The organism is Streptomyces sp. MST-110588, assembly GCF_022695595.1.
Taxonomy (GTDB): Bacteria; Actinomycetota; Actinomycetes; order Streptomycetales; family Streptomycetaceae; genus Streptomyces.
In genome coordinates this window covers 5,300,104-5,326,636 of record NZ_CP074380.1, presented here as the reverse complement: position 1 = coordinate 5,326,636, position 26,533 = coordinate 5,300,104, and the positions used below count along the sequence as shown (strand labels likewise).

The 26,533-nt window shown below is 66.6% G+C and carries 18 protein-coding genes; 13 read left to right on the top strand and 5 right to left on the bottom strand.

What is annotated here, in order from left to right:
• Positions 1 to 36 precede the first annotated feature (36 nt).
• The 7 genes from KGS77_RS23340 to KGS77_RS23310 all read left to right on the top strand — a co-directional run bounded on the left by KGS77_RS23340 (position 37) and on the right by KGS77_RS23310 (position 11,211).
• Complete coding sequence (locus tag KGS77_RS23340; protein ID WP_242584953.1) at positions 37 to 819, top strand: VC0807 family protein; 783 nt, start codon at positions 37 to 39, stop codon at positions 817 to 819.
• Between the two features lie 124 nt (positions 820 to 943).
• On the top strand, positions 944 to 1,438 hold the full coding sequence (locus KGS77_RS23335; protein WP_242584952.1) for a hypothetical protein: 495 nt from the start codon (positions 944 to 946) through the stop codon (positions 1,436 to 1,438).
• A gap of 170 nt (positions 1,439 to 1,608) precedes the next feature.
• Entirely contained in the window at positions 1,609 to 2,124 is a 516-nt protein-coding gene (locus tag KGS77_RS23330) for a hypothetical protein (protein WP_242584951.1), read from the top strand.
• A gap of 145 nt (positions 2,125 to 2,269) precedes the next feature.
• Positions 2,270 to 8,587 carry a toxin glutamine deamidase domain-containing protein gene (locus KGS77_RS23325; protein WP_242587638.1) on the top strand — a complete coding sequence of 2,106 codons (6,318 nt, stop codon included), beginning with the start codon at positions 2,270 to 2,272 and terminating at the stop codon, positions 8,585 to 8,587.
• Between the two features lie 41 nt (positions 8,588 to 8,628).
• Positions 8,629 to 9,870 (top strand): hypothetical protein, encoded by a 1,242-nt coding sequence (locus KGS77_RS23320; protein ID WP_242584950.1) that lies wholly within the window; start codon positions 8,629 to 8,631, stop codon positions 9,868 to 9,870.
• Positions 9,867 to 10,814 (top strand): SUKH-4 family immunity protein, encoded by a 948-nt coding sequence (locus tag KGS77_RS23315; RefSeq protein WP_242584949.1) that lies wholly within the window; start codon positions 9,867 to 9,869, stop codon positions 10,812 to 10,814. The genes KGS77_RS23320 and KGS77_RS23315 overlap by 4 nt, the downstream gene beginning before the upstream one ends.
• Before the next feature lie 46 nt (positions 10,815 to 10,860).
• Positions 10,861 to 11,211, top strand: a complete 351-nt coding sequence (locus KGS77_RS23310) for a hypothetical protein (protein WP_242584948.1) — start codon at positions 10,861 to 10,863, stop codon at positions 11,209 to 11,211.
• A 223-nt stretch (positions 11,212 to 11,434) separates the two neighbouring features.
• Here the strand turns inward: KGS77_RS23310 and KGS77_RS23305 are convergent.
• Positions 11,435 to 12,627, bottom strand: a protein-coding gene (locus KGS77_RS23305; protein ID WP_242584947.1) for an IS3 family transposase whose coding sequence is annotated in 2 segments (ribosomal slippage) — positions 11,435 to 12,363 and positions 12,363 to 12,627 — 1,194 coding nt in all. Because the reading frame shifts where the segments join, the coding sequence is not laid out codon by codon here.
• On the opposite strand from KGS77_RS23305, the gene KGS77_RS23300 reads away from it, so the two are divergent.
• The 5 genes from KGS77_RS23300 to KGS77_RS23280 all read left to right on the top strand — a co-directional run bounded on the left by KGS77_RS23300 (position 12,618) and on the right by KGS77_RS23280 (position 20,926).
• Positions 12,618 to 13,637, top strand: a complete 1,020-nt coding sequence (locus tag KGS77_RS23300; RefSeq protein WP_242584946.1) for a hypothetical protein — start codon at positions 12,618 to 12,620, stop codon at positions 13,635 to 13,637. The genes KGS77_RS23305 and KGS77_RS23300 overlap by 10 nt on opposite strands.
• A gap of 78 nt (positions 13,638 to 13,715) precedes the next feature.
• Positions 13,716 to 15,980: an SUKH-4 family immunity protein gene (locus tag KGS77_RS23295; protein ID WP_242584945.1), complete on the top strand. Its 2,265-nt coding sequence runs from the start codon at positions 13,716 to 13,718 to the stop codon at positions 15,978 to 15,980.
• Positions 15,981 to 16,331: 351 nt separating this feature from the next.
• Positions 16,332 to 16,682 (top strand): hypothetical protein, encoded by a 351-nt coding sequence (locus KGS77_RS23290; RefSeq protein ID WP_242584944.1) that lies wholly within the window; start codon positions 16,332 to 16,334, stop codon positions 16,680 to 16,682.
• A gap of 156 nt (positions 16,683 to 16,838) precedes the next feature.
• Entirely contained in the window at positions 16,839 to 18,464 is a 1,626-nt protein-coding gene (locus KGS77_RS23285) for an amidase (protein ID WP_242584943.1), read from the top strand.
• Positions 18,465 to 18,655: 191 nt separating this feature from the next.
• On the top strand, positions 18,656 to 20,926 hold the full coding sequence (locus KGS77_RS23280) for an ATP-binding protein (RefSeq protein WP_242584942.1): 2,271 nt from the start codon (positions 18,656 to 18,658) through the stop codon (positions 20,924 to 20,926).
• A 166-nt stretch (positions 20,927 to 21,092) separates the two neighbouring features.
• Here the strand turns inward: KGS77_RS23280 and speB are convergent, their stop codons facing one another.
• Positions 21,093 to 22,085, bottom strand: coding sequence for an agmatinase (gene speB, locus KGS77_RS23275; RefSeq protein ID WP_242584941.1), 993 nt, complete (start codon positions 22,083 to 22,085; stop codon positions 21,093 to 21,095).
• A gap of 112 nt (positions 22,086 to 22,197) precedes the next feature.
• Between speB and KGS77_RS23270 the strand changes: the two genes are divergently transcribed.
• Complete coding sequence (locus tag KGS77_RS23270; protein ID WP_242584940.1) at positions 22,198 to 22,992, top strand: phosphatase; 795 nt, start codon at positions 22,198 to 22,200, stop codon at positions 22,990 to 22,992.
• A gap of 233 nt (positions 22,993 to 23,225) precedes the next feature.
• Here the strand turns inward: KGS77_RS23270 and KGS77_RS23265 are convergent, their stop codons facing one another.
• From KGS77_RS23265 to KGS77_RS23250, 3 genes are all read right to left on the bottom strand, one after another.
• A complete protein-coding gene (locus KGS77_RS23265) occupies positions 23,226 to 24,308 on the bottom strand; it encodes an acyl-CoA thioesterase II (protein WP_242584939.1) in 1,083 nt (360 codons plus the stop codon).
• Between the two features lie 164 nt (positions 24,309 to 24,472).
• Positions 24,473 to 25,630 (bottom strand): acyl-CoA dehydrogenase family protein, encoded by a 1,158-nt coding sequence (locus KGS77_RS23255; protein WP_242584938.1) that lies wholly within the window; start codon positions 25,628 to 25,630, stop codon positions 24,473 to 24,475.
• 187 nt (positions 25,631 to 25,817) lie between these two features.
• Positions 25,818 to 26,423, bottom strand: a complete 606-nt coding sequence (locus KGS77_RS23250) for a TetR/AcrR family transcriptional regulator (protein ID WP_242584937.1) — start codon at positions 26,421 to 26,423, stop codon at positions 25,818 to 25,820.
• Positions 26,424 to 26,533: the final 110 nt, after the last annotated feature.

The following is a 26,533-nucleotide window of genomic DNA, read 5'->3' as shown; positions in this document are numbered from 1 at the left end:
GTGTGCGTGAGCGCGATGTCGGGGGAACGGAATCCCATGGCTGACGACGGCAGCCGACCAGGAAAGGCTTCGGGGTCAGGGAAGACCCTGCTGCTCAATTGGGGCCCCACGGTCCTGTTCAGCATCGTCCTGCCCTGGATCACATACGGACAGCTCACCGATCACGGTGTACGGCCGGAGACGGCCCTGCTGATCATCTCCGGCTGGCCCGTGGTCGAAATGATCCTGTATTACGCCCTGCACCGGCGGCTGGACGAGTTCAGCGTGCTCATCCTCCTCACGCTGCTGCTGGGGGCGGCCGGCTCCCTCGTCTACAGCAGCACCAAGCTCCTCTTCCTGAAAGACTCCGCGGTGACCGGCCTCGTCGGCACGGCTTACCTGGTCAGCCTGTTCATGGCACGCCCGCTGATGTTCTACTTCGGCCGAAAGTTCGCCACGGACGGCACTCCCGAGGGCATCGCCCGCTGGAACGGCTTCTGGGACGCGTACCCGGGCTTCCGGAAGAGCCAGCGCCGGCTCACCGCCGTCTGGGGCGTCGCCTTCCTGGTCGAGGCCGGCATCAAGGCCGCGCTCACCTTCGTACTGGACACCGCCACCATGGTCGGGGTCGCCAACGTGCTGCCCTTCGCCTTCCTGGCCGGGCTGATGTTCTACACGATCCGTACGGCCAAGAAGGGCCGCGCCAGGATGCAGGCGGCCCACGGGGACGGCCAAGCGGGCCACCCCGCCCAAACGGCCCGGACGGCCCGGACGGCCCGAACGAACGATGCGGAAGCAACCGACCAGCCCGCCCAGCAGGTCCCGACCTCCGCAAGCTGACCCTCCACCCAATACCCCTCCCACGGCTCTCACACCCCAGAACCACATCCGCCTCCACCGCGTCCGTTAAGTTGACCAGCAGTCATCGCTGTCGCCAAAGGCAACGCAACGGGAGGAACGTTCCATGACGGAACCCGACAACACGGGCGCAAATCCGTCCGGACACCCGGCCGGAAATCCGGCGGGGAACTGGGGCGGGAACCCGGCACAACCGCCGCAGCAGCCCGGGAACACGGGGAGCGCCCCCGGCAACGCGGGGTCCGAACCTCCCCCGCTCCCTCCCTACCCCCCGCCCTTCCCTCCGCCGGGCGTCTCCATCCCGCCCGTCATCGTGCCCACCGACGCCGACCACGCGCTGGAGATCGGCCGTATGCACTTCCCCGAGGTCGGTTCGCCCGGTGGCCCGGCCTCGCTCATGGTCCACGAGTTCGACCTCGGCTACCTGGTCTACGCCGGCTACCCGCCCCGCGAGGACCCGACCGCCCTGCCCTCCGCGCCCGGAGGCAGCAACATCGTCATCTCGAAGACCGACGGCGCAGTGACGTTCCTCCCCAACTTCCCGCCCGAGCCCGCCGTGGAGCTCTACCGCCAGATGCAACAGCGCCCGAACACGCCCTGAACACACCGACTCACGGATACCGGCCCCGCCACCGCCGCTCCCCACTCCGCTCCGCCGCTGACGTAGGTACGGCCGAGAGGTTCGGCCTTTGGCGGGCTGTCAGTAGGCCCCCCTAAACTCTGGCGGGCAGAACTCATCGATCATCGACGAACATTACGACGGGGGACGTTGTGGCCGGCGCAGGCGGATTCCAGACGGATCCGGAGAGCCTCAAGGCGGAAGGCACCAGCTTCGTCAAGCTGGGCGAGGACTTCCAGAGCTCGGTGAAACGGCTAATGGACGGCCTCCACGCGCTGGGCGCGGGCCCGCCCGGCACCCCGCCGAAGCCGGGCAGCACGCCGAAGGAGCCGGAGAAGTCCTTCGGTGAGAAGTTCTGGAGCGGCCTGACGACGCTGGACAGCAAGGCCGACTCCCCGCCGTGGGGCGACGACGAGATCGGCGAGAAGTTCGGCGTCGCATACGAGGGCCTGCGCGACGGCATGTACGAATCGATGGGACACCTCTCCGCGAAGCTCCAGGAAATCGGCAAAGCACTCACCTCCATGTCCAAGAACTACGCGGAGGGTGAGGACTTCAACGACTCCCTGATGAAGCAGCACGTCGATAACAAACAGGCGTGGAGCGACCCGACGGCCCCGAAGGACGACGTCAAGGTCACTTATACCGACTACACGAGACCTCACTGAACCGGTTCCGACGGGCCGGCCGCTGAACCGGCCGGCCTGTTGATTCCCGGCCCGAAGGCCCGATCACCGCACCCGCCTTCCCATATGCAGCCGTAAGCACAAGTAGCAGTACTGAGCACGTCCACGGGGGAGTTCCGCCTTGTCCATGATGCTGCCGGATTCACTTGAGTGGATCCTCGAAATGCTCGGCTTCAACTGGCCGACGGCAGACGAAGACAAACTGATCGAATGCGCCCAGGTGTGGCGGCAGTTCGCATCGGAGGTCGAGAGCTACCAAGCCCGCGGCAACACCGCCGCGGGCAATGTGCTCAGCCAGAACACCGGCGACTCCATCGAGGGCTTCAACAAGACGTGGGAGAAGTTCTCCGGCGGCTCGGGCTATTTCGACGACGCCCGCCAGGCGGCCGAGGTCATCGCTTACACGCTGGAAGCGGCTGCCGCGCTCGTCATCGGCATGAAAATCGCCGTCATAGCCCAATTGGTGATCCTGGCCGCCGAAATCATCGCGGCACAGGCCGCGGCACCCTTCACCCTCGGGCTGTCCGAAATCGGCGCGGCCGGCGCGACCCTGGCCACCCGTGAAGTGGTCCGCCGCATCCTCAAGGAAGTCGCCAAGCAGCTCCTCGAGGCCATCGCGGAAGCCGCCAAGGAGCCGGTGATCTCCGCACTGGAGGCCATGGTCTCCGACATCATCGCACAGACCGTCAACCAGAACTTCGGCGCCCAGAAGGGCTACGACCTCGGCCGCACCGCCAAGGCGGGCAAGGCCGCCGCCAAGGACGCCATCGACAACGCCGGCGAGACCCTCGGCGAAAGCCTCCGCGACGGCGCCGCCGGCAAGGCGGGCCGCCGCGCCCGCCACGGCCTCGACTCCGCCGCCGGCCACCACGGCGACGGCGGGAGCGGCAGCGGGGGCGGCGACGGCGGCGGATCCGGCTCGGGGTCCGGCTCGGGCTCGGGCTCAGGTTCCGGCTCGGGGTCCGGCTCCGGCGCAGGTTCCGGCTCGGGGTCCGGCTCCGGCTCGGGGTCCGGCTCCGGCTCGGGCTCGCACTCCGGCGGATCCGGCGGGACGGGCGGACCGAGTGGGTCCGGCGGATCAAGCGGATCCAGCGCAAACGGCGGAAGCGATGGCGGACACGGCGGCTCCGGCACCTCCGGCAACAGCAGCGGCTCAGACGGCTCCTCCAGCTCGAACAACAGCCACGGCTCCAACAGCTCCAACAGCCCCAACGGCTCCGACGGCTCCCCCTCCCGCCCGAAGCCGCAGCCGTTGCCCCCGCCGGAGCAGCGTTCGCCCTTCGACACCGGTTACCAGGGTGGCGACAAGCACAACCCGTACGGGGCGGACACCACCCCCAACGCCTCCTCCCCCCACAACGACTCGGGCACCCCGGACTCGGGCAACCGCCCCGCCCCGGACTCCGTAACCACCCAGCTGGCCCCGGACCACACCCCGGACTCCGCCCGTCCGAACCCGGACAATAACCCCAACAACGTCTCCACCCAGCCCGCGCCCGACCACACCCCGGACTCCGCACGCCCCAATCCGGACAACAACCCCAACCCCCACCCCGACAACACTCCCGCTCCCGACACCAGCCGCCCCACGCCCACTCCTACCCCGGACCCGGTCTCCACCCAGCCGGCCCCGGACCACACCCCCGACTCCGTCCGCCCGAACCCGGACAACAACCCCAACGACAACATCACCACCCAGCCCGCACCCGACCACACCCCGGACTCCGCACGCCCCAACCCCGACAACAACAACCCGAACAACGTCTCCACCCAGCCCACCCCAGGGCCGCCGCCCCCCACCCACCCGGACGCCTCTCCGACACCGGCCCCTGCACCGGCCCCCGACACCGGCCCCGCCCCGGACCACTCCGCCCCGGAACAGTCGGCACCGCGCCAGGACGCGCCCTCCAGCACGCCCGACGCCGAGCCGAGGCCCTCCACGCCCGGCCCTGAGCCCATCAGCGGCAACCCTCCGAGCAACGACGGTTCCAGCTCGCCCTCGAACGACAACGGCTCCGGTACGGGAACCGGCACCGGCGGCGGACGTCCCTCCATGCCGCATGTCAGCGCGCCGCCCCAGGGCGCCCCCGTCCAGCACTCGCCCTCCAACAGCCAGCCCATACAGCAGCGCGATCCCGCGCCGGGCGACCCCATGCCGCACGTGGGCGACGACACCGGGCTGTCCACCCAGTCCGCGGCCACCGCGACCGCCCCGCCGCCCACCACCGCGCACACCCCACCCCCGACGCGGGGCCCTCGCCCACCCCTCAGCAGAACACCCCGCAGAACCCGGGCCCCGTCATGGGCGCCCCCACCACCGTGCCCCCGCAGTCGGGCCCCACCACCGCGCATTCCGCTGCCCCCCGCAGCACCACGCCGTCCAACGGAAACGTTTCCTCGCAGCCCAACCGCCGCCCCGACGGCGGCCGTCGGCCCATCCAGGACGTCACCCAGCAGCAGCGCCCCGACCGCCCGCCGTACAACCCCCGCCTGGACGGCCCCCGCCCCACCACCCCCACCACGCCTCCACACAACAACCGCCGCCCCGACGGCTCCCAAATCGTCCAGGACCCCACCCAACAGCCCCACCCGGACCGCCCCCGCCCCGAGCAGAACGGGCAGCAACCCAACCCCCGCCCGGACACTTCCAACCACCCGTCCGATCACGGTCCGGACCGCGCACAGCCACACCCGGACCCATCACCTTCAAACCGCGACCACGAGCGCCCCCGCCCGGACCAAGACACCCCGCGCCCCAACACCCCCGGCCGGACGCCCAGCAACCCGCCGTACCCCACCCGAACACCCCCCACCAGCCGCACCAGCCGCACCAGCCGCAGCCCAACCCCTACCAGCAGCCGCACCAGGCGGCCCCCACCAGGCGGCGCCACACCAACCCAATCCCTACCAACAACCCCACCAGGCTGTCGCCCACCAGCCCACCCCCCACCAACCCAACCCGTACCAACCCAACCCGTACCAGCAACCCCACCAGGCGGCCCCCCACCAGGCGGCGCCACACCAGCCCAACCCGTACCAGCAGCCGCACCAACCCGCCCCCCACCAGCCCACCCTGCAAAGCCACCAGCCCACCCCCTACAACCACCACCAGCAGCAACAACCCCACCAAGCCGCTCCCCAACAGCCGCACCAAGCGCCATACCAGCAGTACGCCCAGCAGCCGCCCCAGCCCCACCATGCCCAAAACCAGGCGCAGCCCCAGCAACACCAGCAGCCTCACCCTCAGCAGCCCCCGCAGCACCAACAGCCGCCGGCTCCTCAGCACCCGCCGCGCCCGAGCTACCAGGACATCCGCAACAGCCTCAACCACCACCCGAGCGGCCTGAACTCCCCGGCCCCACACGACCAACAAGCCCTGCTGAACGTCTTCCCGCGCAACCCCGACGGCACCCCGCAGCAGCACCCGGACCCGTTCCAGCACTGGGCCCGCTACCAGAACGACGGCGGCACCGGCGTGCCCGGGCGCTCCAACAACTGCGCCGACTGCACCCGCTCGTTCCTGGAATCCTGGTACGGCAACCCCCAGGTCTCCGCGCCACGCACGCTGGACACGGACAGCAAGGGCAAGCTCGACCGGTTCAGCGGAGAACGGGACGGCGCCCAGAACATCATGAACTGGGCGGGCACCCCCTTCCGCGACTCGGGCCAGAACGCCCACGACAGCTACGCCCGTATCGCCGACGAGCTCCGCCAGGCCTGCCACGGCGCCGGCGCCGCCGTCCTCGTCACCTGGCCGAAGAACGCCGACGGCACCGACGGTGGCGCGCACGTCTTCAACGCCGTCAACCACAACGGCCGCGTCATCTGGGTCGACAGCCAGACCGGCCAGATCAGCCAGCAACCCATCCACACCCACGCCGACCGCGTCTGGCACCTAACCCTCGACGCCAACCGCAACCCCTACATCCCCACCCAAACCCAAACCCCCCACCCCACCCCCCAACAGCAACACCCTCAGCCCCACCCCCAGCCTCAGCCTGTCCAGCACCAGCAGCCCTACCAGCAGAACCCCTACGTCCAGCCGCACCCACAACAGCAGCCGCCCCAACAACCCCACCAGCAGCCTCAGCCCCAGCCCTACTCACAGCAGCAGCCCCACCCGCAACACCAGAACCCGTACGTCCAGCCCCACCAGCCCAACCCCTACCAGCAGCCGCCGCAGCCGCATCCGTATCAACAACCAAACCCGAACCCCTACCAACAGCCCAACCCATACCTCCAGCAGCCTCAACCTCACCCTCAGCAACCCAACCCCTACCAGCAACCCCACCAGAGCCCATACCAGCAGCCCCACCAACAGCACCCGAACCCGTACCAGCAGCCCCATCCCCCGTCCCCCTACCAGAACCAGCCCTACCCACAGCAGCAGCAACCCCCATACCCCCACCACCCCGCCGGCGCGGACACCGACGCCCCCGAACGCCAGGTGCCCCACGACCCGGCGGGCGTCAGCGATCCCTCACACCCTGATGCGCCCAGTGATCGCACCGAAGGCACCACTCCCGACCGTCCCGACCACCAGAACCAGCCGGACCACGAAGGCCAGCCCCAGCACACCCCCCACTCCGACCCGAGCGACCCGTCCGACCACCACGGCGACCCGACACCCGCCTCCGAGACCCGCAACCGCGAGCGCCCCGGCGGCCTGGAAGGTCCCACCGACCACCACCAGCAGCATGTCGCGGACTCGGTTCCCCGGGACGAAAACGGCAACCCGGAGCCGCACCCGGACCCCGAGCACGGCGACTGGGTCAACCGCATCAACGAACCCGGCCCCGACGCCCCCGGCCGTAACAACAACTGTGTCGACGCCGCCCTGGCGACGGCCGACACCTACTCAGGCAACCCCACCGCCGCAGCCCACCGCACCCCTGACCTGAACGCGGACGGCACCCCGTCCGACCGGGGTGAAACCGGTGGCCGCGACCGCATCGAGAACACCCTCGGCGCACGCTTCGGCGACTACGGCAACGGCCGTGACGCCTTCAACCGCCTGGAGAACACCCTTCGCCAGGCCGGCCACGGCTCCCAGGCCGTCATCGTCACCCAGGACCGCCACGGCCGCGCCCACGCCTGGAATGCCGTCAACCACAACGGCAAAATCACCTACATAGACGCCCAAACCGGCCGCCGTAGCAACACCCCCCTCCACAACGGCGACCACGGCGTCCACGCCATCCCGCTGCATCCCGACCGCCGCCCTGTCGTCCCGGATGCCAACTCCGCCCCATCGGACAACCACGCAGGTACGCAGCGACGCGCCCCAGCCACACCGGCCGGTGCCGAGCCTCAACACTCGGAGGACCCGGACCACCCCAAGAACGATCCCCAGCGAAAGCAGCACCCACGACTGGGGCCGGTGGAGACGGTCAGCTCCGTCCATCACGACATGTACCCCATGCCGGATCAACAGAATCTCCGGCAGACGAATGACGTGCGCCGGGTCGAAATGGACCCGGTATATCAGAGCCTTGAAGGCTGGGCAGTGCCTCAGCCTCCGCATGGGAACATCCCTCTCGCAGACGTATTGCGTCTGACTGAGCCTCAGAGGGACGAGCAAGGGAATGTCCTGCTCCACCCCAATGGCGAACCCCAGCGGACAGTACTCACCTCCGACGACCTGGCCCAGGCTCTCCCTGGTTTTGCTGATATGCATCCTGGGGAACGGGGTGCCGTCGTGGCTGCCCTGGCCCGGTTCAGTGCTGCCTTCCACGCGGCACACGCCGTCGGCAGCAGCCCGGAATATTCACACCACCCCTACGCACCGTCAGAAGCTGCTGTTCAAAAGGGTACTGATGACGACGGAAATTCGCTACCGAAGGGAGCCGACGTCACCCACAACCCTGCCGTGGAGGCCCATAAGGGCGCCAATTGGGCCGCCCGCCATCGAAAAGATCCCATTTTCCAGGAAGAACTCGAAAAAACCTTCACCGGCCGTAAAATTCTCAACGCGTTGAAGGCATCGGGGGACCACCACCCGGACTTCACCGGAAGAAATTATGCCGCCGTAGAAGTGTACGATCCGAAGAGCAAACAAGTCGTATACATCGTGGACAGCTCCTATCCAGCGGACGGTGAAGTCACTGGACAGCACTCGGAAAGTCACATACTGGACTCACTCGACAGGCTGAACGATCAACGCGAGGACGGGGAAAAATACGAGCCCTTGAGCCTCTATTCAGACCGTGAACCCTGCGGTCGAGCTCAAGGTTACGCGAACTGCGCGAAAGTACTGTCCAGCCGCGTACCAGGCGTTGACATCTATTACGCCACCGGGTACCGAAAGAATGCCGAACTGATAGAAGGCGGTGAAGAAAATTCGATCAACCACAAGAAAGAGTTCGACAAAGACTTCGCCAACAACATGTCGAGGCTTGCCAGGTCTTGGATTATGATAATGGGGCCGGATGGCCTGCACTCCTAGGCATCCACAGAATTTCCTGCACATATTTCAGATGAGGCGAGATGGAAATCACTCCCAGCGAAAACGCAATGGAAGCAATCGAGTCGCACATTACATCCTGGCATTTCCCCGGCGAAGTGCTTTACCTCGACGGCCCTGCCATGTCCGGCAAGAGCAGCGTGTTGGAGCTGCTGCACCAGACGCGACAGAACACTATTCTCATAGATGCCACCGGAATTACCGCACAACAGTTGCTGGAAAAGCTGGCAGAGGCAATTGGCCTGCCCTCATCGTCTTTTCGTTATGGCCCCAGTGACTTTTCGGATGCCCTCGAGGAGTGCGAGGAAAGCCCACTGATTCTACTGGCCAATATTCAGTGGAGCGGCGACACGCGATACGGTCGTGAGGCGCAACACATTCGCAAAGACGTGCTCTCGTCGTTCCATCCCCGCAACCCTCCTTCGAAAGTCAGGTTCATCGCCGAGATCGACAGCAGTCTCGTCAGTCTCTGGGAGCGGGCTCCAGTCGTTCGCATGCCCGCCACGACAGGCCCGGAAAGACTTCAGGCCGAGTGTGAAGAACTGCCTGAAAACCAGTTGGCGGCCCTGCAGACCCTGGCGCTCGCCGAGACCAAGCGCGTGACGCTCAGCGAGTGGAGCGCCCTGTGCCACTTGCGCGGCCTTCGGTTCGGTACGGCAGAACTGAGCGATTTGGTTGATCGCTGCTCTTTCTTGTCCTTCGGCGGCTCGGAGGACGAAAGTGTACTGTTTTCCCCACAATGTGCGGCTGCCGTGCTGCGGAAAAGCACTCCGAATGATGAGGCAGACGCCTTTCACCGGACCGTACTGCAGCTTTTCCTCTCGCAGGCCGAACGCGAGGAACGACGTGCGCTCGCCTCGTACGAGAAGCGCGCGCTGGCACCACATGCCGCAGCCGCCGGGAAACTTGCCGACGTACTGGCGGACGCCCGAGCCCTGGCCCGCTGCGATCGTGATTCTGTCCTCGAAGTACTGCCCAGCGAGTTCCCTGACGGCATAGTGCCGGGCACGCCGGCAGCCGATATCCACTACCTCGACGCGCTCGGCATCGCTCCTGAATCACACGCCGAATGGTTGGCTTGGTTGCACCACACGGCAATCAACTGGGGGATATCGAACGGGCCAATGCCATCAGCTCGGCAGGTTTGTCATTGCCGTGGCGGACCGTGTGGTCGCACTGGAGGCCGGCCGGCTGTTTCAACACACCCGACCCGTGGCCGCATGGCATCATCGAGTTGCGGCCGGCCGACCAGGACGGCTTGGTGATCAGTGTCAACCGAGCCGGCGACGAACAGGTGTGGGAAGCGGCCACCGGACGTCTGATTCAGGACCAGGCGCCTTTGGCCGACACCGACCGGGCACAGAGTCATGAGCACTCCGCCCGCTGGGAAGTCGAGCTGGACTGGGACATATCGAGCGTACTGCACCTTCGCGAGGCTGGCCGAGAAGGCCTTGTCGGCACGATCCGGATACTCCAATTGGAAGACGCCCTCGCCTGCGGTTCACTGATCGTGCTGGGCGGTGACGGCGGCCTCTTCGCCATCGAGGTCGATGCCGAGCATGTGACTACGTCGTCAAAGCCGTACGTTCAACTCGCCAACCGGCCGCACGGTCGCATCGTGCCAAGACCACTGGACACGACCCGGCTCCAGCCCACTCACCAACAATTGGAGCGTCTCTTCGGCGAGGGCGTCGTACACCGGCTGGCCCCCGCCGACATCCCGGCGGATGTATCGGATCCAGCAACTCGTGACTTCCTCACCTCCACCGGATTTCCTGCGGTATCCCGCTACTACACGTTGAACATGCACACCGTCGATCTCTCGCAAGGCGGGCTCCAGGACGTTGCCACGCGCTTTCCCGACGTCCGACCCGCCATCACGGTACCGGAGTCGCATTACGCACTCGGGACGTGGATCAATGGGCTGCTCTGCCTCGACGGCAAGACCGGCCGAGTGGTGCTCGTGACGTCGGTTCTGGGCCCTGACCGGTCCCATCCGGAGATCACGATGGTGGGATCCAGTCTGGAATCTTTCACCGTGATGCTCGGTGTGTACTGGAGTCACATGCCCGTCTACAAGCAGAAGGGTTGCGACTCCGACCACGTCTTGGAAGAAATCCAGCACTGGCTGGCAGCGATCGACGCGCCGGCGGCCTCATCCCGTGCCTGGCAGCATGTGCTGGACGACTACTACTGGGACATCATGTGATGCGCTCTACGGCCGGCGCCGCCACCGCTTGATCGCAGCGATAACAATGCGCATTGAAGAAGAAGACTCCTACACGGATGAGCACCTGCGCGTCTGGCATGGAGAAGATCTCTTCACCGGCGAAGTGATCGCGAGGGACACCGAAGGCCGAGTGATCAGCCTCTCGAACTACACCCAGGGAATCCCGGACGGGCCGCAGGCCCAGTGGTATTCCGATGGCTCGAAGAAGACAGAAGGACAGAATGAAATGGGGAAGGTGGTCGGCGAATGGCGTAAATGGCACCCGGACGGCCAGCTCGCCCAACACTACGTTTTCGACGACAAAGGGAGGTGCGTTCGCCGCCAGAAATGGAGCAAGGACGGCGATCTCACTGTGGACAGGTCTTATCCTCAGTGAGGTCACGCCCTGTCGGTCACCGGTCGGAAGCCGGCCGACCAGTGCGAACCGGTGCGGGTGAAGCCTCGGCCGGCCTGGGGAGGCTGGGCACGGGAGCCGCGCGGAGCGGATTGCGGCGCTCTTGCGCCGGAAGTCGGGCTGTAGTCGGCTACCGGTCATGGGGAAAACGGGAAGAAGACAGGTTTGAGCTGCCCCGAGTTTCGTAGAGTCCGGTGATCTTGCTTCAGGCGGACTGCGGGGTTTGCTCCTGGCTTCGCCAGAAGGCTTCCTCGTACTCGGCGGGCGGTACGTAGTCGAGTGCGGAGTGGAGGCGTTCTTCGTTGTACCAGGTGATCCACTGGAAGATCGCGCGTTCGACCTGGTCGACGTCCTTCCAGGGGCCCTGCATCTCGATCAGCTCGGCCTTGAAGGTGCCGTTCAGCGCCTCGGCCATCGCGTTGTCGTACGAGTCCGCGACGGAGCCGACGGAGGCGGAGGCGCCGATGTCGGCGAGCCGGTCGGTATACCGAATTGATACGTATTGCGACCCGCGATCGCTGTGGTGTATCAGTCCGGAGTCCTTCTTGATCCGACGCCGCCAGAGCGCCATCTCCAGGGCGTCCATCGGGAGTCCGGTCCGCATATGGTTCGCGACCTGCCAGCCGACGATCATCCGCGAGTACACGTCCAGGACGAACGCCACATACGCCCATCCCGACCAGGTGCGGACATACGTCATGTCCGCCACCCACAACTGATCGGGCCGGGAGGCGGTGAAGTCGCGGTCGACCAGGTCCGGCGGACGCGGCGCCGACGGTTCCGGAATCATGGTCCGGCGTCGACGGCCACGGATGACGCCCTCCAGGCCCAGCTCGGCCATCAGCCGCTCGACGGTGCAGCGGGCCACCTCGACACCCTTGCGCCCCAGGGCGCGGGTGATCCGGCGGGCGCCGTAGGTGCCGCCCGACTCCGCGTGGACCTGCTCGATCAGCGGGATGAGCTGCTCGTCACGGAGCCGGCGGGCCGACTTCGGCCGCTTCTTGCGGGCGAAGTACGTCAACGGCGACAGGTCCAGCACCCGGCAGACGGGATCGACCCCGAGACCCTTGTCACGCAGGTGGTCGATCACCTGCTCGGCCTCGTCCGGGGACGGTCGATCTCCTGGGCAAAAAACACCGAGGCAGCTTTCAGGATCTCGTTCGCCCGCCTCAACTCCGCTACTTCCCTGCGGAGTTGCTTCAACTCGTCGAGCTCGGCGGTGGTGAGCCGGTCGCCGCGCTCGCCGCGGTCGGCCTCGGCCTGGCGGACCCAGCCTCGCAGGGCCTCCTTGTGGATGCCCAGGTCCTTCGCGACGTGCGCGATCGGGCGGCCGGTGGTACGGACCTCGCGAATCGCGCGCTCGCGCAGTTCGTCCGGATACTTACGGGGTGCTGCCATGGTGCTGGTGGTTCTCCTTCGCCAGGACGGTAACCCTGGCATCAGGGACTCCACAAATCTCAGTACAGCTCACTTGGGGAAACAACGGCCAGCTTCGCGACCTGTTGCAACAATGCGGAAAACCAGGACAACCCCAGGGGATATCAAAGCAAACGCTCACAGATACACTGCGTGACCCCAGCTTCGACGAACTTTCGCGCGGTCAACAGACCGCGGCAGTCGCGGCTATCACCCGTCTCTCGCTGAGATTCCACAGAGAACTCGAAGTTGGCGCGCTGGACCCAAGTGTCCCGAACCCAAACCATCCAGACAATCGCCCGCTGGACCACGACCCGAGCACCACAGAAGGAAAGGAAAAGCAAGAACGCCAGAATGAATTCCGCCAGAAACTTTCTCAAAAGATGAACGCCACCGGACATCGCTCCGCAGGCAGCTTCTACCACCAACAGCAGAGCATTCCGGATCGGAACGACGTACGTCGTGACTTGAAATCTGCGTTTGCAGACGAAGGCCGCAAGTACACCGCAAACGCATTCAAGGAATTGACAGGCGAGAACAAAGGTGACTGGTCGAATCGAAATTATGTGGTTGTAGAGGTACACGATCCGGAAACGGGTGCCGCCCATTATATTTCCGACAGCTCCCTCCCCATGGGAATCGAGTGGGCCAGCGGCGTCCACTCCGAGCCCCACGTCATGGATTACGTTAACGCAATCAACGAACAAAGAGTAAAGGATGGAAAGGCGCCACTCAAAACAAAGAGTCTTTACACCGAGCGTGAGCCTTGCGGCCCCGCATCCGGGAACGATTGTTCCTCCTACCTTGCCAAGACGCTCGACAAGAAGGTTCCAATCTTCTACGGGACAGGGTTCCGCAGAGGACGCGTGGAAAACGAAGCAGAGCTGCGCGCCGAAGGGCTTGGCGATCAAATCCGGCAGGCCAAGGATGACGCGCGTGAAGCCTTCACCGCCGAAGGAGAGGCATACGTCGATCGACTGAAGGGCCTGTGAATCAGCTTCGCAGGAAGAGGATTGCTCTCTTAAGGTAAAGTCTTGATTCCCCGGACGAAGAGTGCGAGTGATTCGCTTATGTCAACGCAGAACGATCATCTGTGGACAACGATCCAACAATGGCGAGAAGATCATCAGGGTGTCCGGAGACGGCTGGTGGTCGAGGGCAAGAGTGGTTCGGGTAAGACCGCTTTTTTGTGGAAGGTCGCCGGCCGTGTCCCCGGAGCGATCTTCGTGGACTGTCTGGGCCTGACAGCAGAGGAGGTTGCCCTACGTACATGGGCAGCCTTTGGTGCTCCGCTCGACTGCAGCGATCTCCGGAATGGCCGTAAGGCGCTCCGTAAAAATTTGCGTGGGACGCATACGATAGTCCTCGCCAACGCCCAATGGGCTGGCGAAACCTTCACGTCTTCCGAGCCTCACAGAGTGACAGGAGCGTTGTCCTCTCTCATTTCGTGGGCTCCGAACGCAGACATTCACCTGGCCCTGGAGTGGGACGCCGAGCGCCTCGGCTCTCCTCCTGCGCGGGACCATAGCGTGCCCCTGTCCAATGGCTTCAGCAGTATGTCCGATGACGTCGCCGAATCACGTTTTGATCCTGAACTTGTACACGCCCTCAAGGTCTTGGCGGGATCCGAATTGCGAGCGACGCCCGTGGCGGTGTGTAGCCTCCTGTGCGAACTCGCCAACTCATCTCGTCCGCCTGTCGACTGGTCCTCACTAGCGGCCAGGTACCCTGAGGTATTGACTGCTGAGCACGGCGAAGCAGGAGAACTACTGCTGTCGACCAAGGACCGCTCGCTCGCCCACCTATGGCGTTCGCGGCATCCAGCCGACCAGGTAACACAACGCCGCATCACGTCGCACCTGTCGAAAGTCCTCTCGGACAACATTCAGGAGCGGCCCGGTCACACAGCTAGTGCAGTGCGACGCTATGCAACACGTGCGCTCCCAGCACACGCGGTAAAAGCCGGGTCCCTGGGTGACATCCTGTCGCAGGGAAAGGTACTGGCACATATAGCCTATAGGTCTCTATGGGACGCGCTTCCATTGGCCTACCCAAATGGCGTATCCCCGCGCAGTGTCGCTGCTGATGTGCGCCTCCTCGAGGCTCAAGGCGCACACCTGCTGACACAAGGCGAGTGGGTGGCCTGGCTTCATCACTCCGCGCTCAACAGGGGGGATAGGGAGTTTGCCCAGGATCTGGCCGATTCGGGGATCGAACTTCCCTGGCGAACGGTCTGGTCACGCTGGCGGCCTAGCGGATCGTTCGGTTCTATAGAAGGGGAGGTGGGAAGGGTCGACGAACTCGGCATCTCCTCGACCCCAAAGGGCACGAGGGTGTTCACCACCCGTGATATCACGACGGACAAGGCAACAGTTCCAGATCACAGGTATGTGCACCAAGAATGGTGTCCCGCCACTGGGGAACCTCTCGGTAATCCTACCGTCGTCCCTCAGCCCCTCAACGAAGCCGAATGGATCTACGACCGAGTCCCTGATGGTGTCCGCGCAGCGTTCGCGGAACAACTAGACGGCGAGTGGGAGCTGGAGCATGAGGCGACAACCGCTCCTGTGCGAGCCCCAAGTGCCGTCACACAAGGAGTCGAGGTCGATGGTATGTGGGTGTTCGCCGGAGATGGTGGCATGTTCGCTGTCATCAGCAGCGCTGAACTACCCACTACTGCACCAGCCTGGCTCACCACCCCCCTGCTCGGGGAGCACGTCCAACTTGCGATTCCCGCCGTTCCACCTGGCGCCACGGCTGCGGCAAATGGCGCGCCGGGAAGCAGGAGATGGCTGCAGGAAACCTTCGGTGCGGAAAGGTGGCGGGTGCTTCACGCCCACGAGATCCCGGAAGGCGTACGGGACTTGCGGACGCGCCGCTACCTCACCGATGTGGGACTGCCTGCTTTGTCCGGCTTGCTGCACCTGCAAACGGGGGGCGGCCTGGTGCCCTCCTCGCAGACTCCACAAGCGAGTTCAGCCAGTGCCGATAGGGGGCCTTTTTACTCTCTCGGCTCCTGGATGCACGCCGGCCTGTTCTTGGATGGCGCAACGGGACAGGTTCTGCGGGGCACAGGTCACGGCATCGATGAGGCCCCGGTTGGTAGCAGCCTTCCGCAATTTTTCACCATGGTGCGCTTGTTCGATGAATTTCGTCGTGTGAATTACTCGTCGCGCGCCGACCGACGGGATGCTCAACGCGCACTCAATGCCTGGTACCGCCAGATCGATCCTCAGGCGGCCGACAGCGAGCCGTGGGAGGCGGTCCTTGGCGGCATGGAATTCGAGGATGGCACCTGGGATATTGCCGAGCGCAATGGCCGCCCGCCACTCTGATCAGGCCAAGGAAAACTGACACCTCGCTTTCCGGAACCAGCAAAACACGCAAAGGGCGTAAACCCCGTCGGTGAACCGGTCTGGAGACGGAAACCTTCCTTGCCGAAGCACAGATTCCCGCGATGGCTCCGTCACCCACCGCCCCGGCTCGTCCTGCAAACGACTGGCTGGCCCGTCTCGCGGAGAATTGTAAGGCTGTGCTCTATAGAACGCGATGAACGCGCCAGCGTCAACCACTCAATCGCAGTGCATCTTTTCAGAGATGTTCCGAGTTTGCACCGGTCGCCCTCCGTTCCCACCTGAGGGTTAGCGAATTAATGACACACAGATCCCGCCCGTACTGGAGTAACAATGCGCATTGAAGAAGAAGACTCCTACATGGATGAGCACCTGCGCGTCTGGCATGGAGAAGATCTCTTTACCGGCGAAGTGATCGCGAGGGACACCGAAGGCCGAGTGATCAGCCTCTCGAACTACACACAGGGAATCCCGGACGGGCCGCAGGCCCAGTGGTACTCCGATGGGTCGAAGAGGACAGAAGGACAGAATGAAATGGGAAAGGTGGTCGGCGAGTGGCGTAAATGGCACCCGAACGGCCAGCTCGCCCAACACTACGTTTTCGACGACAAAGGGAGGTGCGTTCGCCGCCAGAAATGGAGCAAGGACGGCGATCTTACTGTGGACAGGTCTTATCCTCAGTGAGGTCACGCCCTGTCGGTCACCGGTCGGAAGCCGGCCGACCGGTGCGAACCGGTGCGGGTGAAGCCTCGGCCGGCCTGCGGAGGCTGGGCCGGGAGCCGCGCGGAGCGGATTGCGGCGCTCTTGCGCCGGAAGTCGGGCTGTAGTCGGCTACCGGTCATGGGGAAAACGGGAAGAAGACAGGTTGCCGTACTGGTCGTCGCCCTGGTTTCGGCGGCTTTGGGGACGGGAACGCCGCTGCCGCATGCGAAAGCCGCCGAGCCGGCCTTCGGCGGTGCGTCGTCACCGGCCGGTTCGTTACCAGGCGGTTCACCGACGGTCGATTCGCCATCGGTGTTGGGAGTTGATCTCGACAGGGTGACGATCCCTGAGCTGCAGGCTCGGATGGCGGACGGGTCGCTGACGTCGCGGGCGTTGACCGCTGCGTATTTGGGGCGGATCAAGAGCGTTGATCCCAAGGTCCATGCGGTGCTGCGTACCGATCCGACGGCTCTGCGTCAGGCTGCTGCCAGCGATGCCAGGCATCGGCGCGGTGACGTCCGTGGTCCGCTCGACGGCATACCCGTCCTGCTGAAGGACAACGTGAACACCTGGAGCATGCCGACCACGGCCGGGTCGCTGGCGTTGGCCGGGAGGCCGCCGGAGACCGATGCCGCTCTGGTGACCCGTCTGCGGGACGCGGGGGCGGTGATTCTCGGCAAGACCAATCTGTCCGAGTGGGCCAACTTCCGGGCGGCGAAGCCGACGTCGGGGTGGTCGGCGGTGGGCGGGCAGACCAACAATCCGTACGTACTGGACCGGAACCCGTGCGGGTCGTCCTCCGGTTCGGCCGCAGCGCTCGCTGCGTCGCTGGCCCAGGTGGCGATCGGGACCGAAACGGACGGTTCGATCGTGTGCCCGGCCGGGATGAACGGGGTGGTTGGTCACAAACCGAGTCTTGGGCTGGTCAGCCGGGCCGGCGTGGTGCCGATCTCCGCCGAGCAGGACACCGCCGGGCCCATGGCGCGCAATGTGACCGATGCCGCCCTCACCCTCTCGGTGCTCAGCGGCGGCGCCGTCGCCCGCCCGGACGAACCGGCGCGCACCGGCGGTCTGCACGGCCGGCGGATCGGCCTGTGGCGGCTGCCCGCGCTCGGGCCGGAGGTCGATGCGTTGATGATGCGTACGGCGAAAAAGCTGCGCGCGGCGGGTGCCGAGGTCGTGGAGGTGACGCCTCCCTATCAGGACCGGCTCGCCGAGCTGGAATTCCCGGCTCTGCTGAGTGAGTTTCACCGGGACATCGACGCCTATCTCGCCACCCGTAGCGGGCCCCGGAATCTCGCCGAGCTGATCGAGTTCAATCGCGCCCATCCGGCGGAGCGGACGTGCTTCGCCGGTCAGGAGCTTTTCGAGCAGGCCCTCGCCGCGCCACCCACCACCGATCCGGCGTACCGGGCGAAGCGCGCCGAGTTGAAGGATCTCTCCCGGCGGTCCATCGATGAGACCATGGCCGCCCATCGGCTCGACGCCATCGCCTCGCCGACGAATCCGCCCGCCTGGACGACCGACTGCGCGCGGGGCGACAGCGACGTGATTCCGTCCTCCACCCCGGCGGCCGTAGCCGGGTATCCGTCGTTGTCGGTGCCTGCCGGATTCGTGAACGAGCTACCTGTGGGGCTGCTTCTGATGGCCGGTGACCAGCAGGACGCCAAGCTTTTGTCGCTGGGGGCCGCCGTGGAGCACCGGCTCGACGCCTGGCGAGCACCGCGCTATCTGCCGTCCATAGGGGCCGACGCTTCCCGGTAACGGCGGTGACGCTCCCCACCCCCTAGTGCCAGGTAGCCGACCTGGGCCAGGGGGTGGCGGCCGTCGCCGACACCTACTCCACCGACGAGCTGTTGCACATGGCATTCTCTGCTATCGGTTTCTGTCGGCCACTTGCCACTTGCCGCTTACCGCTCGTCGCAGACCAGCATCATTGATCGGAGCCACCCGCCATGCTTTACCGTGACGCCCTCGATCACCTCACGCGGTGGTTGGAAGAGCCGTCGGATCCGGGACGGGTTCTGCCGGTGACCGGGGCGGTGGGGGTGGGAAAGACCCGGCTGCTCCGGGACGTACGCCGGTATCGTCCCGAGGCGGTGTACGTCGACTGCCGCGGATTGGACGCGGATGCGGTGGCGACCGCGTTGCTCACCGAATGGGGTTACGACGGGAAATTCCGCCGTATGCGGGAGAACCCACTGAGCGACGCGATCGGTCAGCAGGCGCGGCAAGGGGCTGAACTGCTGGTGCTGCTCGGCAATGTCCACTGGGCCGGTGCTTCGGTGACCTCGACGGAGCCGGAGCGGATCGCGACCGTTCTTGTCCCTGCGTTGGCAATGTACGGCAGGCAGTCGATTCGTGTCGTGGTCGAGGGTGACGTCGGGCGGGAAAGAGTCAGGGTGCCGCTCCGGCATGAGAACGAGTTGCTGCTGGAAGCGCCGCGGGAGTCGGAATCGGCTGCGGACATGCTCGTTGATGAGCATCAGCAGTTGTCTGTACTGGCTTTGGCCGAGAAGCGCTCGATCTCCCCTGCCGCCTGGGCAGCCTTGTGCGATGCCGTCGGGGTGCCGGCCCGCGACGAAGAGCTTGTGGCGCTGGCCGCCGGATTCCCTGATCTCATCCGTATCCGGAGGGATGAGCAGGGCATCGAGCGCGTCGGGTTCCGTCGGGACGGCCTGCGCGATCTCGTACGGGCGCGTCGCCCGGCGGCACCGGACAGCCAGGCGCGTATCACCGAGTTCCTGTGGGAACGGACGGTCGGCAGGTATCCGCAGGAGCAGTGGCGGGATCGTGGTGCGGTGGAGGAGTACGCCGCGTTCGCGCTGCCGTTGCACGCGGCGCAGGCCGGACGGTTCGGGGACCTGATGAACAGTGCGTCGTTCGTCGCCAATGTGGACCGGAACTCTTTGCTCACCGGCTTGGCACTGGCATATCCGGACGGTGTGCCGCATGGCAGCCGGGCCTCGGCCATCCATTACATGGAGGCGGACGGGATCGAGCCTTCCGGGCACGACGAGTGGGTTTCGTGGCTGCACTGGAGTGAACTCAATCGCGGTGAGGTGGATTTCGCCGAGCAGCTCCTGCGCTGCGGCGGCCCGGTGCCCTGGAAAACGGTGTGGTCGCGCTGGCGGCCGTACGGAATCTTCGGGCCGGCGCCGAGTGATGCGGCGTGTGCGGACGAGTTGGTCGTGGGGAGTGTGGCGGGAACGCCCGTCGTGGCCAGCCGTGTCGAAATCGATGAGGACGAACTGCCGGACGAGAATCCGGACGGTACGGAAATCGATCGTGACGCCGATGGATGGTTCGCGGAGCGGACTTGGCGTCTGCATGACGGTGCCGCTCTCGGGGCATCGACCATCGTCTGGGAGTACTGCGACCTGCGAGGCCATGTCGAGAGCGTCGAAGGCCGCACATTCGAGGCGGTCGCCGATATCCCCGGCCAGGACGGCATTCCCATTCCCCGGCACCCGCAGTCCGTGAATTGGGCTACGGACGCCGGTCCGGACCTTTGCGTGTACGGCGGAGAGGGCGGCCTGTTCGCCGTACGGATCACCGAACCGAACCGAGTGGTCGAAGCACTTGAGTGGCGGCGCAAACCCCTGCTCCGTACGCATTGCCGCTCCGCACTGTGGCCGCTCCCCGAAGCCACGAGCCGGGCGGGTGCGCCTACCAAGGAATGGCTTGAAGGTGCATTCGGCAGCGGCATGTGCGCCACGCTCGCCTCATCACAAATCCCCGAAGGTATTACGCACAGCGAGGCACGCCGATTCCTTACGGACATCGGCGTCCCAACGCTTGGCAGTCTGCTCCCCTTCGCCTACGTCCAGGACGTGAACAGGCCGGGCAATGCCGGTCGCTTGCCGGAACTCCCCGGCTCATCACTCCATACCGACCGCCTTCCCGCCGACGGACGCTTCCACCGCCTCGGCCGCTGGGTGCGGTACAACTTGCTGCTTGACGGCACGACCGGCCGGGTCTTCCATGATTCGGGCGACGAAGAAAACGCCTCGCACCTTCTCCTCGCCCACAGCCTCGGACAGTTCTTCACGCTTCTGGGCCTCTACTGGCACTTGCGGTGCAGCGCCCTGATCACATCCCAGGAACATACGGATGCCCGAAGAAGCCTGGCGGCATGGGGCGAGGCAATCGATCGCGCCACCATCGGTCATCCTCACTGGCTCGCCATCTTCGACGAGCACTGGAATGACCCCGAGATGTTCTGAGGAGGGGCGGGGCAAGGACGGGCCGCAGGGCTTATAGCCGGTGAGGACAAGCCCTGTCGGCCCTGGAGGCGCGTCCCCGTGCGCCCCCGGACGGTCGCATGTTCCGGATGTTCCCGTATGGGATGTGGAGCTGTGCGACCGTTCCGGGTGACCGCCGTCGGTTTTGTCAGGTGCGGGAGGCCGCTATCTGGCGGGTCATGATCGTTGTGAGTTCGTAGGCGGTGTGGGAGGCGGCGACCGAGGTGATTTCGGCGTGGTCGTAGGCGGGGGCGACCTCGACCAGGTCGGCGGAGATCAGGTTGCAGGTGGACAGGCCGCGGAGGATCGCCAGGAGTTCGCGGGAGGTGAGGCCGCCGGCCTCGGGGGTGCCGGTGCCGGGGGCGTGGGCCGGGTCCAGGACGTCGATGTCGATGGAGATGTACAGGGGGCGGTCGCCGACGCGCTCGCGGAGCTGCTGGGAGATCTCGTCGACGCCGCGGCGCATGACGTCGGCGGAGGTGACGATGCCGAAGCCCATCTTCTCGTCGTCGGTCAGGTCCTGCTTGCCGTACAGGGGGCCGCGGGTGCCGACGTGGGAGAGGGCGGAGGTGTCGAGGATGCCTTCTTCGACGGCGCGGCGGAAGGGGGTGCCGTGGGTGTACTCGGCGCCGAAGTAGGTGTCCCAGGTGTCCAGGTGGGCGTCGAAGTGGAGGAGCGCGACCGGGCCGTGCTTCTTGGCCATGGAACGCAGCAGGGGCAGCGCGATGGTGTGGTCGCCGCCCAGCGTCATCAGGCGGGCGCCGGTCTCCAGCAGGTCGTCCGCGGCGGCCTCGATGGTCTCGACGGCCTCGTTGATGTTGAAGGGGTTGGCGGCGATGTCACCGGCGTCCGCGACCTGGGCGAGGGCGAAGGGGGAGGCGTCCTGGGCCGGGTTGTACGGGCGCAGCAGGCGGGACGCCTCGCGGATGGCGTTGCCGCCGAAGCGGGCGCCGGGGCGGTAGGAGACGCCGCTGTCGAAGGGGATGCCGACCACCGCGACGTCCGTCTTGGCCACCTGGTCCAGGCGGGGCAGCCGGGCGAAGGTCGCCGGGCCGGCGTAGCGCGGGATGCGGGAGGAGTCGACGGGGCCGACGGGGGCGCTGGAACCGGTGGGAGCAGGGGAGGCGGGGGAAGTGGTCATGGGGGGAGGCTAAGGAGTACGGGGCCGCCTGAACCATGGACATTTTTGGTGACAGGACCCCGGCATCTGGACATCCCGTCCATCAGGCGATGGTTCAGGGGACAATGACCCCATGCCGATACTGCCTCCCGCCCCCAGCCGCGCCGAGCTCGTCGATCACCTCGTACGGACCCGTATCGCCGGACAGGTCGCGACCCCCCGCGAGAACAACCTCGACCACTACCGCAAGCTCGCCAACGGCGACCGTCACTACTGGCTCGGCCTGGAGCTCGGCGACCGCTGGGCGGACGAGCAGGACGTGCTCGCGGTGATGGCCGAACGGTGCGGGGTCAGCGACGACCCGAACCACCGGCAGGGGCAGGACACCATCGACCCCGAGCTGACGGTGGACGCGCTGGACCGTACGGCCGCGGTGCTGCGCAAGGCCGCCGCGGGCCGGCAGCGGGTGCTGTTCGCGACCGGGCACCCGGGCGGGCTGATGGACGTCCACCGGGCCACGGCCGAGGCGCTGCGCGCCCGGGGCTGCGAGATCGTCGTCGTACCGGACGGGCTGCGGGCGGACGACGGGCTGGTGTTCCAGTTCGGTGACGTGGCGGTGCTGGAGCGCGGTGCGACGCTGTGGCACACCCACTCCCCCGAGCCGATGGCGGCGATCCTGGACGGCCTGGAGCGGGCGGGCCGCCCGCTGCCGGACCTGGTCATGGCGGACCATGGGTGGGCCGGGTGCGCGGGTCAGCGCGGTATCGACACGGTGGGCTTCGCGGACTGCAACGACCCGGCGCTGTTCCTGGGCGAGGCCGAGGGGACGCTCCAGGTGACGATCCCGCTGGACGATCATGTGCTGAGCCCGCGCTATTACGACCCGCTGACCGCGTACCTGTTGAACGCCGCGGGGCTGCTGGGCTGAGGAGCCCGCTCCGGAGCGAGAGCAGCGCTTCCTGTTGTGAGCAGTGCTCTGGGCGGAGAGCGCTGCTTCTGATGGGGAGCAGTGCTCCAGTTCGCGAGCGGTGATCTGGAGTGTGAGCGCCGCTTCGGGTTGAGAGCGGCGATCCGAATTAAGAGCGCCGCTCCGGGAGGAGAGCGGTGCTCCGGGGCGTGAGCGGTGCTCTCGGAGCCTGGGGCACGGTGGGGAGTGCCTGGTCAGTCTCGCGGCGTACGGATCACGCCTTCCTGTACGACGGAGACGACCAGCCGTCCGTCGGCTGTGAAAATGCGACCCGAGCCCAGTCCCCGGCCGCCCCGGGCGATCGGGGACTCCTGGTCGTACAGCAGCCACTCGTCCGCGCGCAGCGGGCGGTGGAACCACATCGCGTGGTCCAAGCTCGCCCCGACCACGTCGCCGGTCACCCAGCCGCCGCGCCCGTGCGCCAGCAGCACCGAGTCCAGCAGCGTCATGTCCGAGACGTAGGTGACCAGGCAGATGTGCAGCAGCGGGTGGTCGGCGTCGCCGTCGAGTTTGCCGTTCGTACGGAACCAGACCTGGGAGCGGGGTTCGCGCGGCCGGCCCACGCTGCCGAAGGGCGGCTCGTCCACGTAGCGCAGGTCCACGGCGGCGCGTGCCTCCAGCAGGCGCGCGGCCACGCCCGGCTCGCGGAAGCGGTCCGCGTACCGGGGCAGCGATTCCGCGGCGGTGGGCAGGGTCAGGGGGTCCGGGGCGTACGGCATGGGCTGCTGGTGTTCTGGGCCCGCCCTCCCCGCCGTCCCGGTCGCGCCTCCTGTCCCGGTCGCCTCTCCTGTCTCGTTCATACCTCCTGTCCCGGTTGCCTCCGTTGTCTCGGCCGTTCCCTCCTCGTACCTGTGGAACGAGGCGGAGAGGTGGAAGACCGGCCGGCCGTGCTGGACGGCGACAACCCGGCGGGTGGTGAAGGAGCGGCCGTCGCGGACCCGGTCGACGGTGTAGACGAGGGGCGCGCCGGGGTCGCCGGGGCGCAGGAAGTAGGCGTGGAGCGAGTGCGGCGGGCGGTCCTCGGGGACCGTACGCCCGGCCGCGACCAGGGCCTGGGCGGCGACCTGTCCGCCGAAGACACGGGGGACGATCGAGGCCCGGCTTTCGCCGCGGAAGATGTTCTCTTCGACGCGTTCGAGGTCCAGGAGCGCGAGCAGATCGCCGAGGGCATCCGGGGCGCCGAGAGCAACAGGGGCAACAGAGGTGACAGAGGCAACAGGGGCATCGGCGGCGTCGAGGGCGTCGGACGCGCCAAGGCCGTCGGACGCGCCTTCCATGGCCCCGTCCTCGGCCCCGGCCCCGGCCCCGTCCCCGTCCCCGTGGCCGAGGATGCCTGCCGAATTCTCGTGATCCTGGAGGCTGTTAGCCGCACCGGCCGGCCTCCCGTGACTCCCGGCGCCGCCCACCGCGCCGCCCCCGCCCCCGCCCCCCTGGCCCCCGTTCACAGCCCCATCGACTTGGCGACGATGGAGCGCATGACCTCACTCGTACCGCCGTAGATACGGGTGACGCGGGTGTCCGCGTACAGGCGCGAGATCGGGTACTCCTGCATGTAGCCGTAACCTCCGTGCAACTGGAGGCACTTGTCAATGACGACGGCGGCCCGTTCGGTGGTGAAGAGTTTGGCGGACGCGGCGTCGGCGGCGGTCAGTTCGCCCGCGTCGTGCGCCTCCAGCGCCCGGTCCACGACCGCCTGCATGGCGTCCACCTCGGACTTGCAGTCCGCGAGCACGAACTTGGTGTTCTGGAAGGAGGCGACCGCCTTGCCGAAGACCTCGCGCTCCTGGACGTACTTCTTGGCGAACTCCACGGCCGCGGCGGCCTGCGCGTACGCGCCGAAGGCGATGCCCAGGCGCTCCTGCGGGAGGTTCTGTCCCAGGTAGGAGAACGCCTTGCCCTCCTCGCCCAGGCGGTCCCGGACCGGCACCTTGACGTCGGTGAAGGAGAGTTCGGCGGTGTCGGAGGTCTTCAGGCCGAGTTTTTCCAGCTTGCGGCCGACCGCGTACCCCTCGGAGGCGGTGTCCACGACCAGGAGGGTGATGCCGGCCCGGCGATCCTCGGGGGTGGGAGGGGCGGTACGGGCGCAGACGATGACGCGGTCGGCCAGGACGCCGCCGGTGATGAAGGTCTTGGCGCCGTTGAGGACGTAGTGCGTGCCGTCCTCGGAGAGCCTGGCGGTGGTCTTCATGCCGGCCAGGTCCGAGCCGGTGCCGGGCTCGGTCATCGCGATGGCCGTCATCATGTCGCCGGAGACGAAGGGGGGCAGCCAGCGCCGCTTCTGCTCCTCGTCGGCGTACTTCAGGAAGTACGGGAGGCAGAGCGCGGTGTGCACGCTGGAGCCGCCGAAGCTGACACCGGCCCGGGCGCACTCTTCGGTGATCACTGCGTTGAACTTGAAGCTGTGCTGACCCGCGCCGCCGTATTCCTCGGGGACCTCGATGCCGAAGACGCCCAGCTCGCCGAGCTTCTTGTAGAAGTCGCGGGGCGCCTGGCCGGCCGCCATCCACTCGTCGTAGTACGGGACGACCTCGGCGGCGATGAAGTCGCGGATGGCCGCCCGGAACGCCTCGTGGTCCTCGTTGAACACCGTACGTCGCATGTGCCGCCCTCCGTGTTCGACTCCAGCCGAAAGCCCGACTAAGCGCTTGCTCAGCGCGAAGCTACCGGCCGGTCATGGGCGCTGTCCAGAACTGTTCGAATGCGAAGAAGAACCGGGAGACGGAACAGGCCGCGGAACAAGCCACGGAACAGGCCACGGAAGATACCGCTCAAGCCGCCCCGGCCCCTCAGACCGCCGACACCGCCCCGAACGCCCCCCGCGCCAGCCGGTGCAGCAACTGCGCCATCTCCGTACGCCCCGGAAGCGCGCCCGGACGGCTGAGGTGCGGGGTGGAGTTCAGCAGCCCGAAGACGGCGTGCACACAGGCGCGGACCTGGGCTTCGGCACACTCGGGGTGGACCTGGCGGACGACGGTGACCCACAGCTCCACGTACTCCCGCTGGAGGCGCCGCACCCGCTTGCGGTCGGCCTCGCGCAGCCGGTCCAGCTCGCGGTCGTGGACGGTGATCAGCGGGCGGTCGTCCAGCGCGAAGTCGATGTGCCCCTCGATCAGGGCGTCCAGTACGGCCTCGGGGTCCTCGGGGTTCTCGCCGCCGGCCGCCACCCGGATCCGGCCGCCCTCCAGCAGGCGCTCGCTGATCCCCACGAGCAGTTCGGCGAGCATGGCGTCCTTGCCCGCGAAATGGCGGTAGAGGCCGGGCCCGGAGATGCCGACGGCCGCGCCTATCTCGTCCACGCCGACCCCGTGGAAGCCCCGCTCGGCGAAGAGACGGGCGGCCTCCTTGAGGATCTGCTCACGGCGGCTGGTGGAGGCGGGGGCCTGGGTACTCATGGGAACAATTGTAGACAGCCGCGTTAGTGGTCGTTAACCTGTGGGAAATGGGGTTAACGACTATTAACAACGTTGACCGGGGACGAGAACGGCACCGGGGCCGGAACCAG

Bases quoted from the DNA above. Each gene is read 5' to 3' on its own strand.
- KGS77_RS23270 (WP_242584940.1), top strand. From the start codon at position 22,198: ATGCCGATACTGCCTCCCGCCCCCAGCCGCGCCGAGCTCGTCGATCAC.
- KGS77_RS23340 (WP_242584953.1), top strand. From the start codon at position 37: ATGGCTGACGACGGCAGCCGACCAGGAAAGGCTTCGGGGTCAGGGAAG.
- KGS77_RS23250 (WP_242584937.1), bottom strand. From the start codon at position 26,423: ATGAGTACCCAGGCCCCCGCCTCCACCAGCCGCCGTGAGCAGATCCTC.
- KGS77_RS23280 (WP_242584942.1), top strand. From the start codon at position 18,656: ATGCTTTACCGTGACGCCCTCGATCACCTCACGCGGTGGTTGGAAGAG.
- KGS77_RS23285 (WP_242584943.1), top strand. From the start codon at position 16,839: ATGGGGAAAACGGGAAGAAGACAGGTTGCCGTACTGGTCGTCGCCCTG.
- KGS77_RS23255 (WP_242584938.1), bottom strand. From the start codon at position 25,630: ATGCGACGTACGGTGTTCAACGAGGACCACGAGGCGTTCCGGGCGGCC.
- KGS77_RS23295 (WP_242584945.1), top strand. From the start codon at position 13,716: ATGTCAACGCAGAACGATCATCTGTGGACAACGATCCAACAATGGCGA.
- KGS77_RS23265 (WP_242584939.1), bottom strand. From the start codon at position 24,308: ATGGAAGGCGCGTCCGACGGCCTTGGCGCGTCCGACGCCCTCGACGCC.
- KGS77_RS23335 (WP_242584952.1), top strand. From the start codon at position 944: ATGACGGAACCCGACAACACGGGCGCAAATCCGTCCGGACACCCGGCC.
- KGS77_RS23325 (WP_242587638.1), top strand. From the start codon at position 2,270: ATGATGCTGCCGGATTCACTTGAGTGGATCCTCGAAATGCTCGGCTTC.
- KGS77_RS23320 (WP_242584950.1), top strand. From the start codon at position 8,629: ATGGAAATCACTCCCAGCGAAAACGCAATGGAAGCAATCGAGTCGCAC.
- speB (WP_242584941.1), bottom strand. From the start codon at position 22,085: ATGACCACTTCCCCCGCCTCCCCTGCTCCCACCGGTTCCAGCGCCCCC.
- KGS77_RS23310 (WP_242584948.1), top strand. From the start codon at position 10,861: ATGCGCATTGAAGAAGAAGACTCCTACACGGATGAGCACCTGCGCGTC.
- KGS77_RS23290 (WP_242584944.1), top strand. From the start codon at position 16,332: ATGCGCATTGAAGAAGAAGACTCCTACATGGATGAGCACCTGCGCGTC.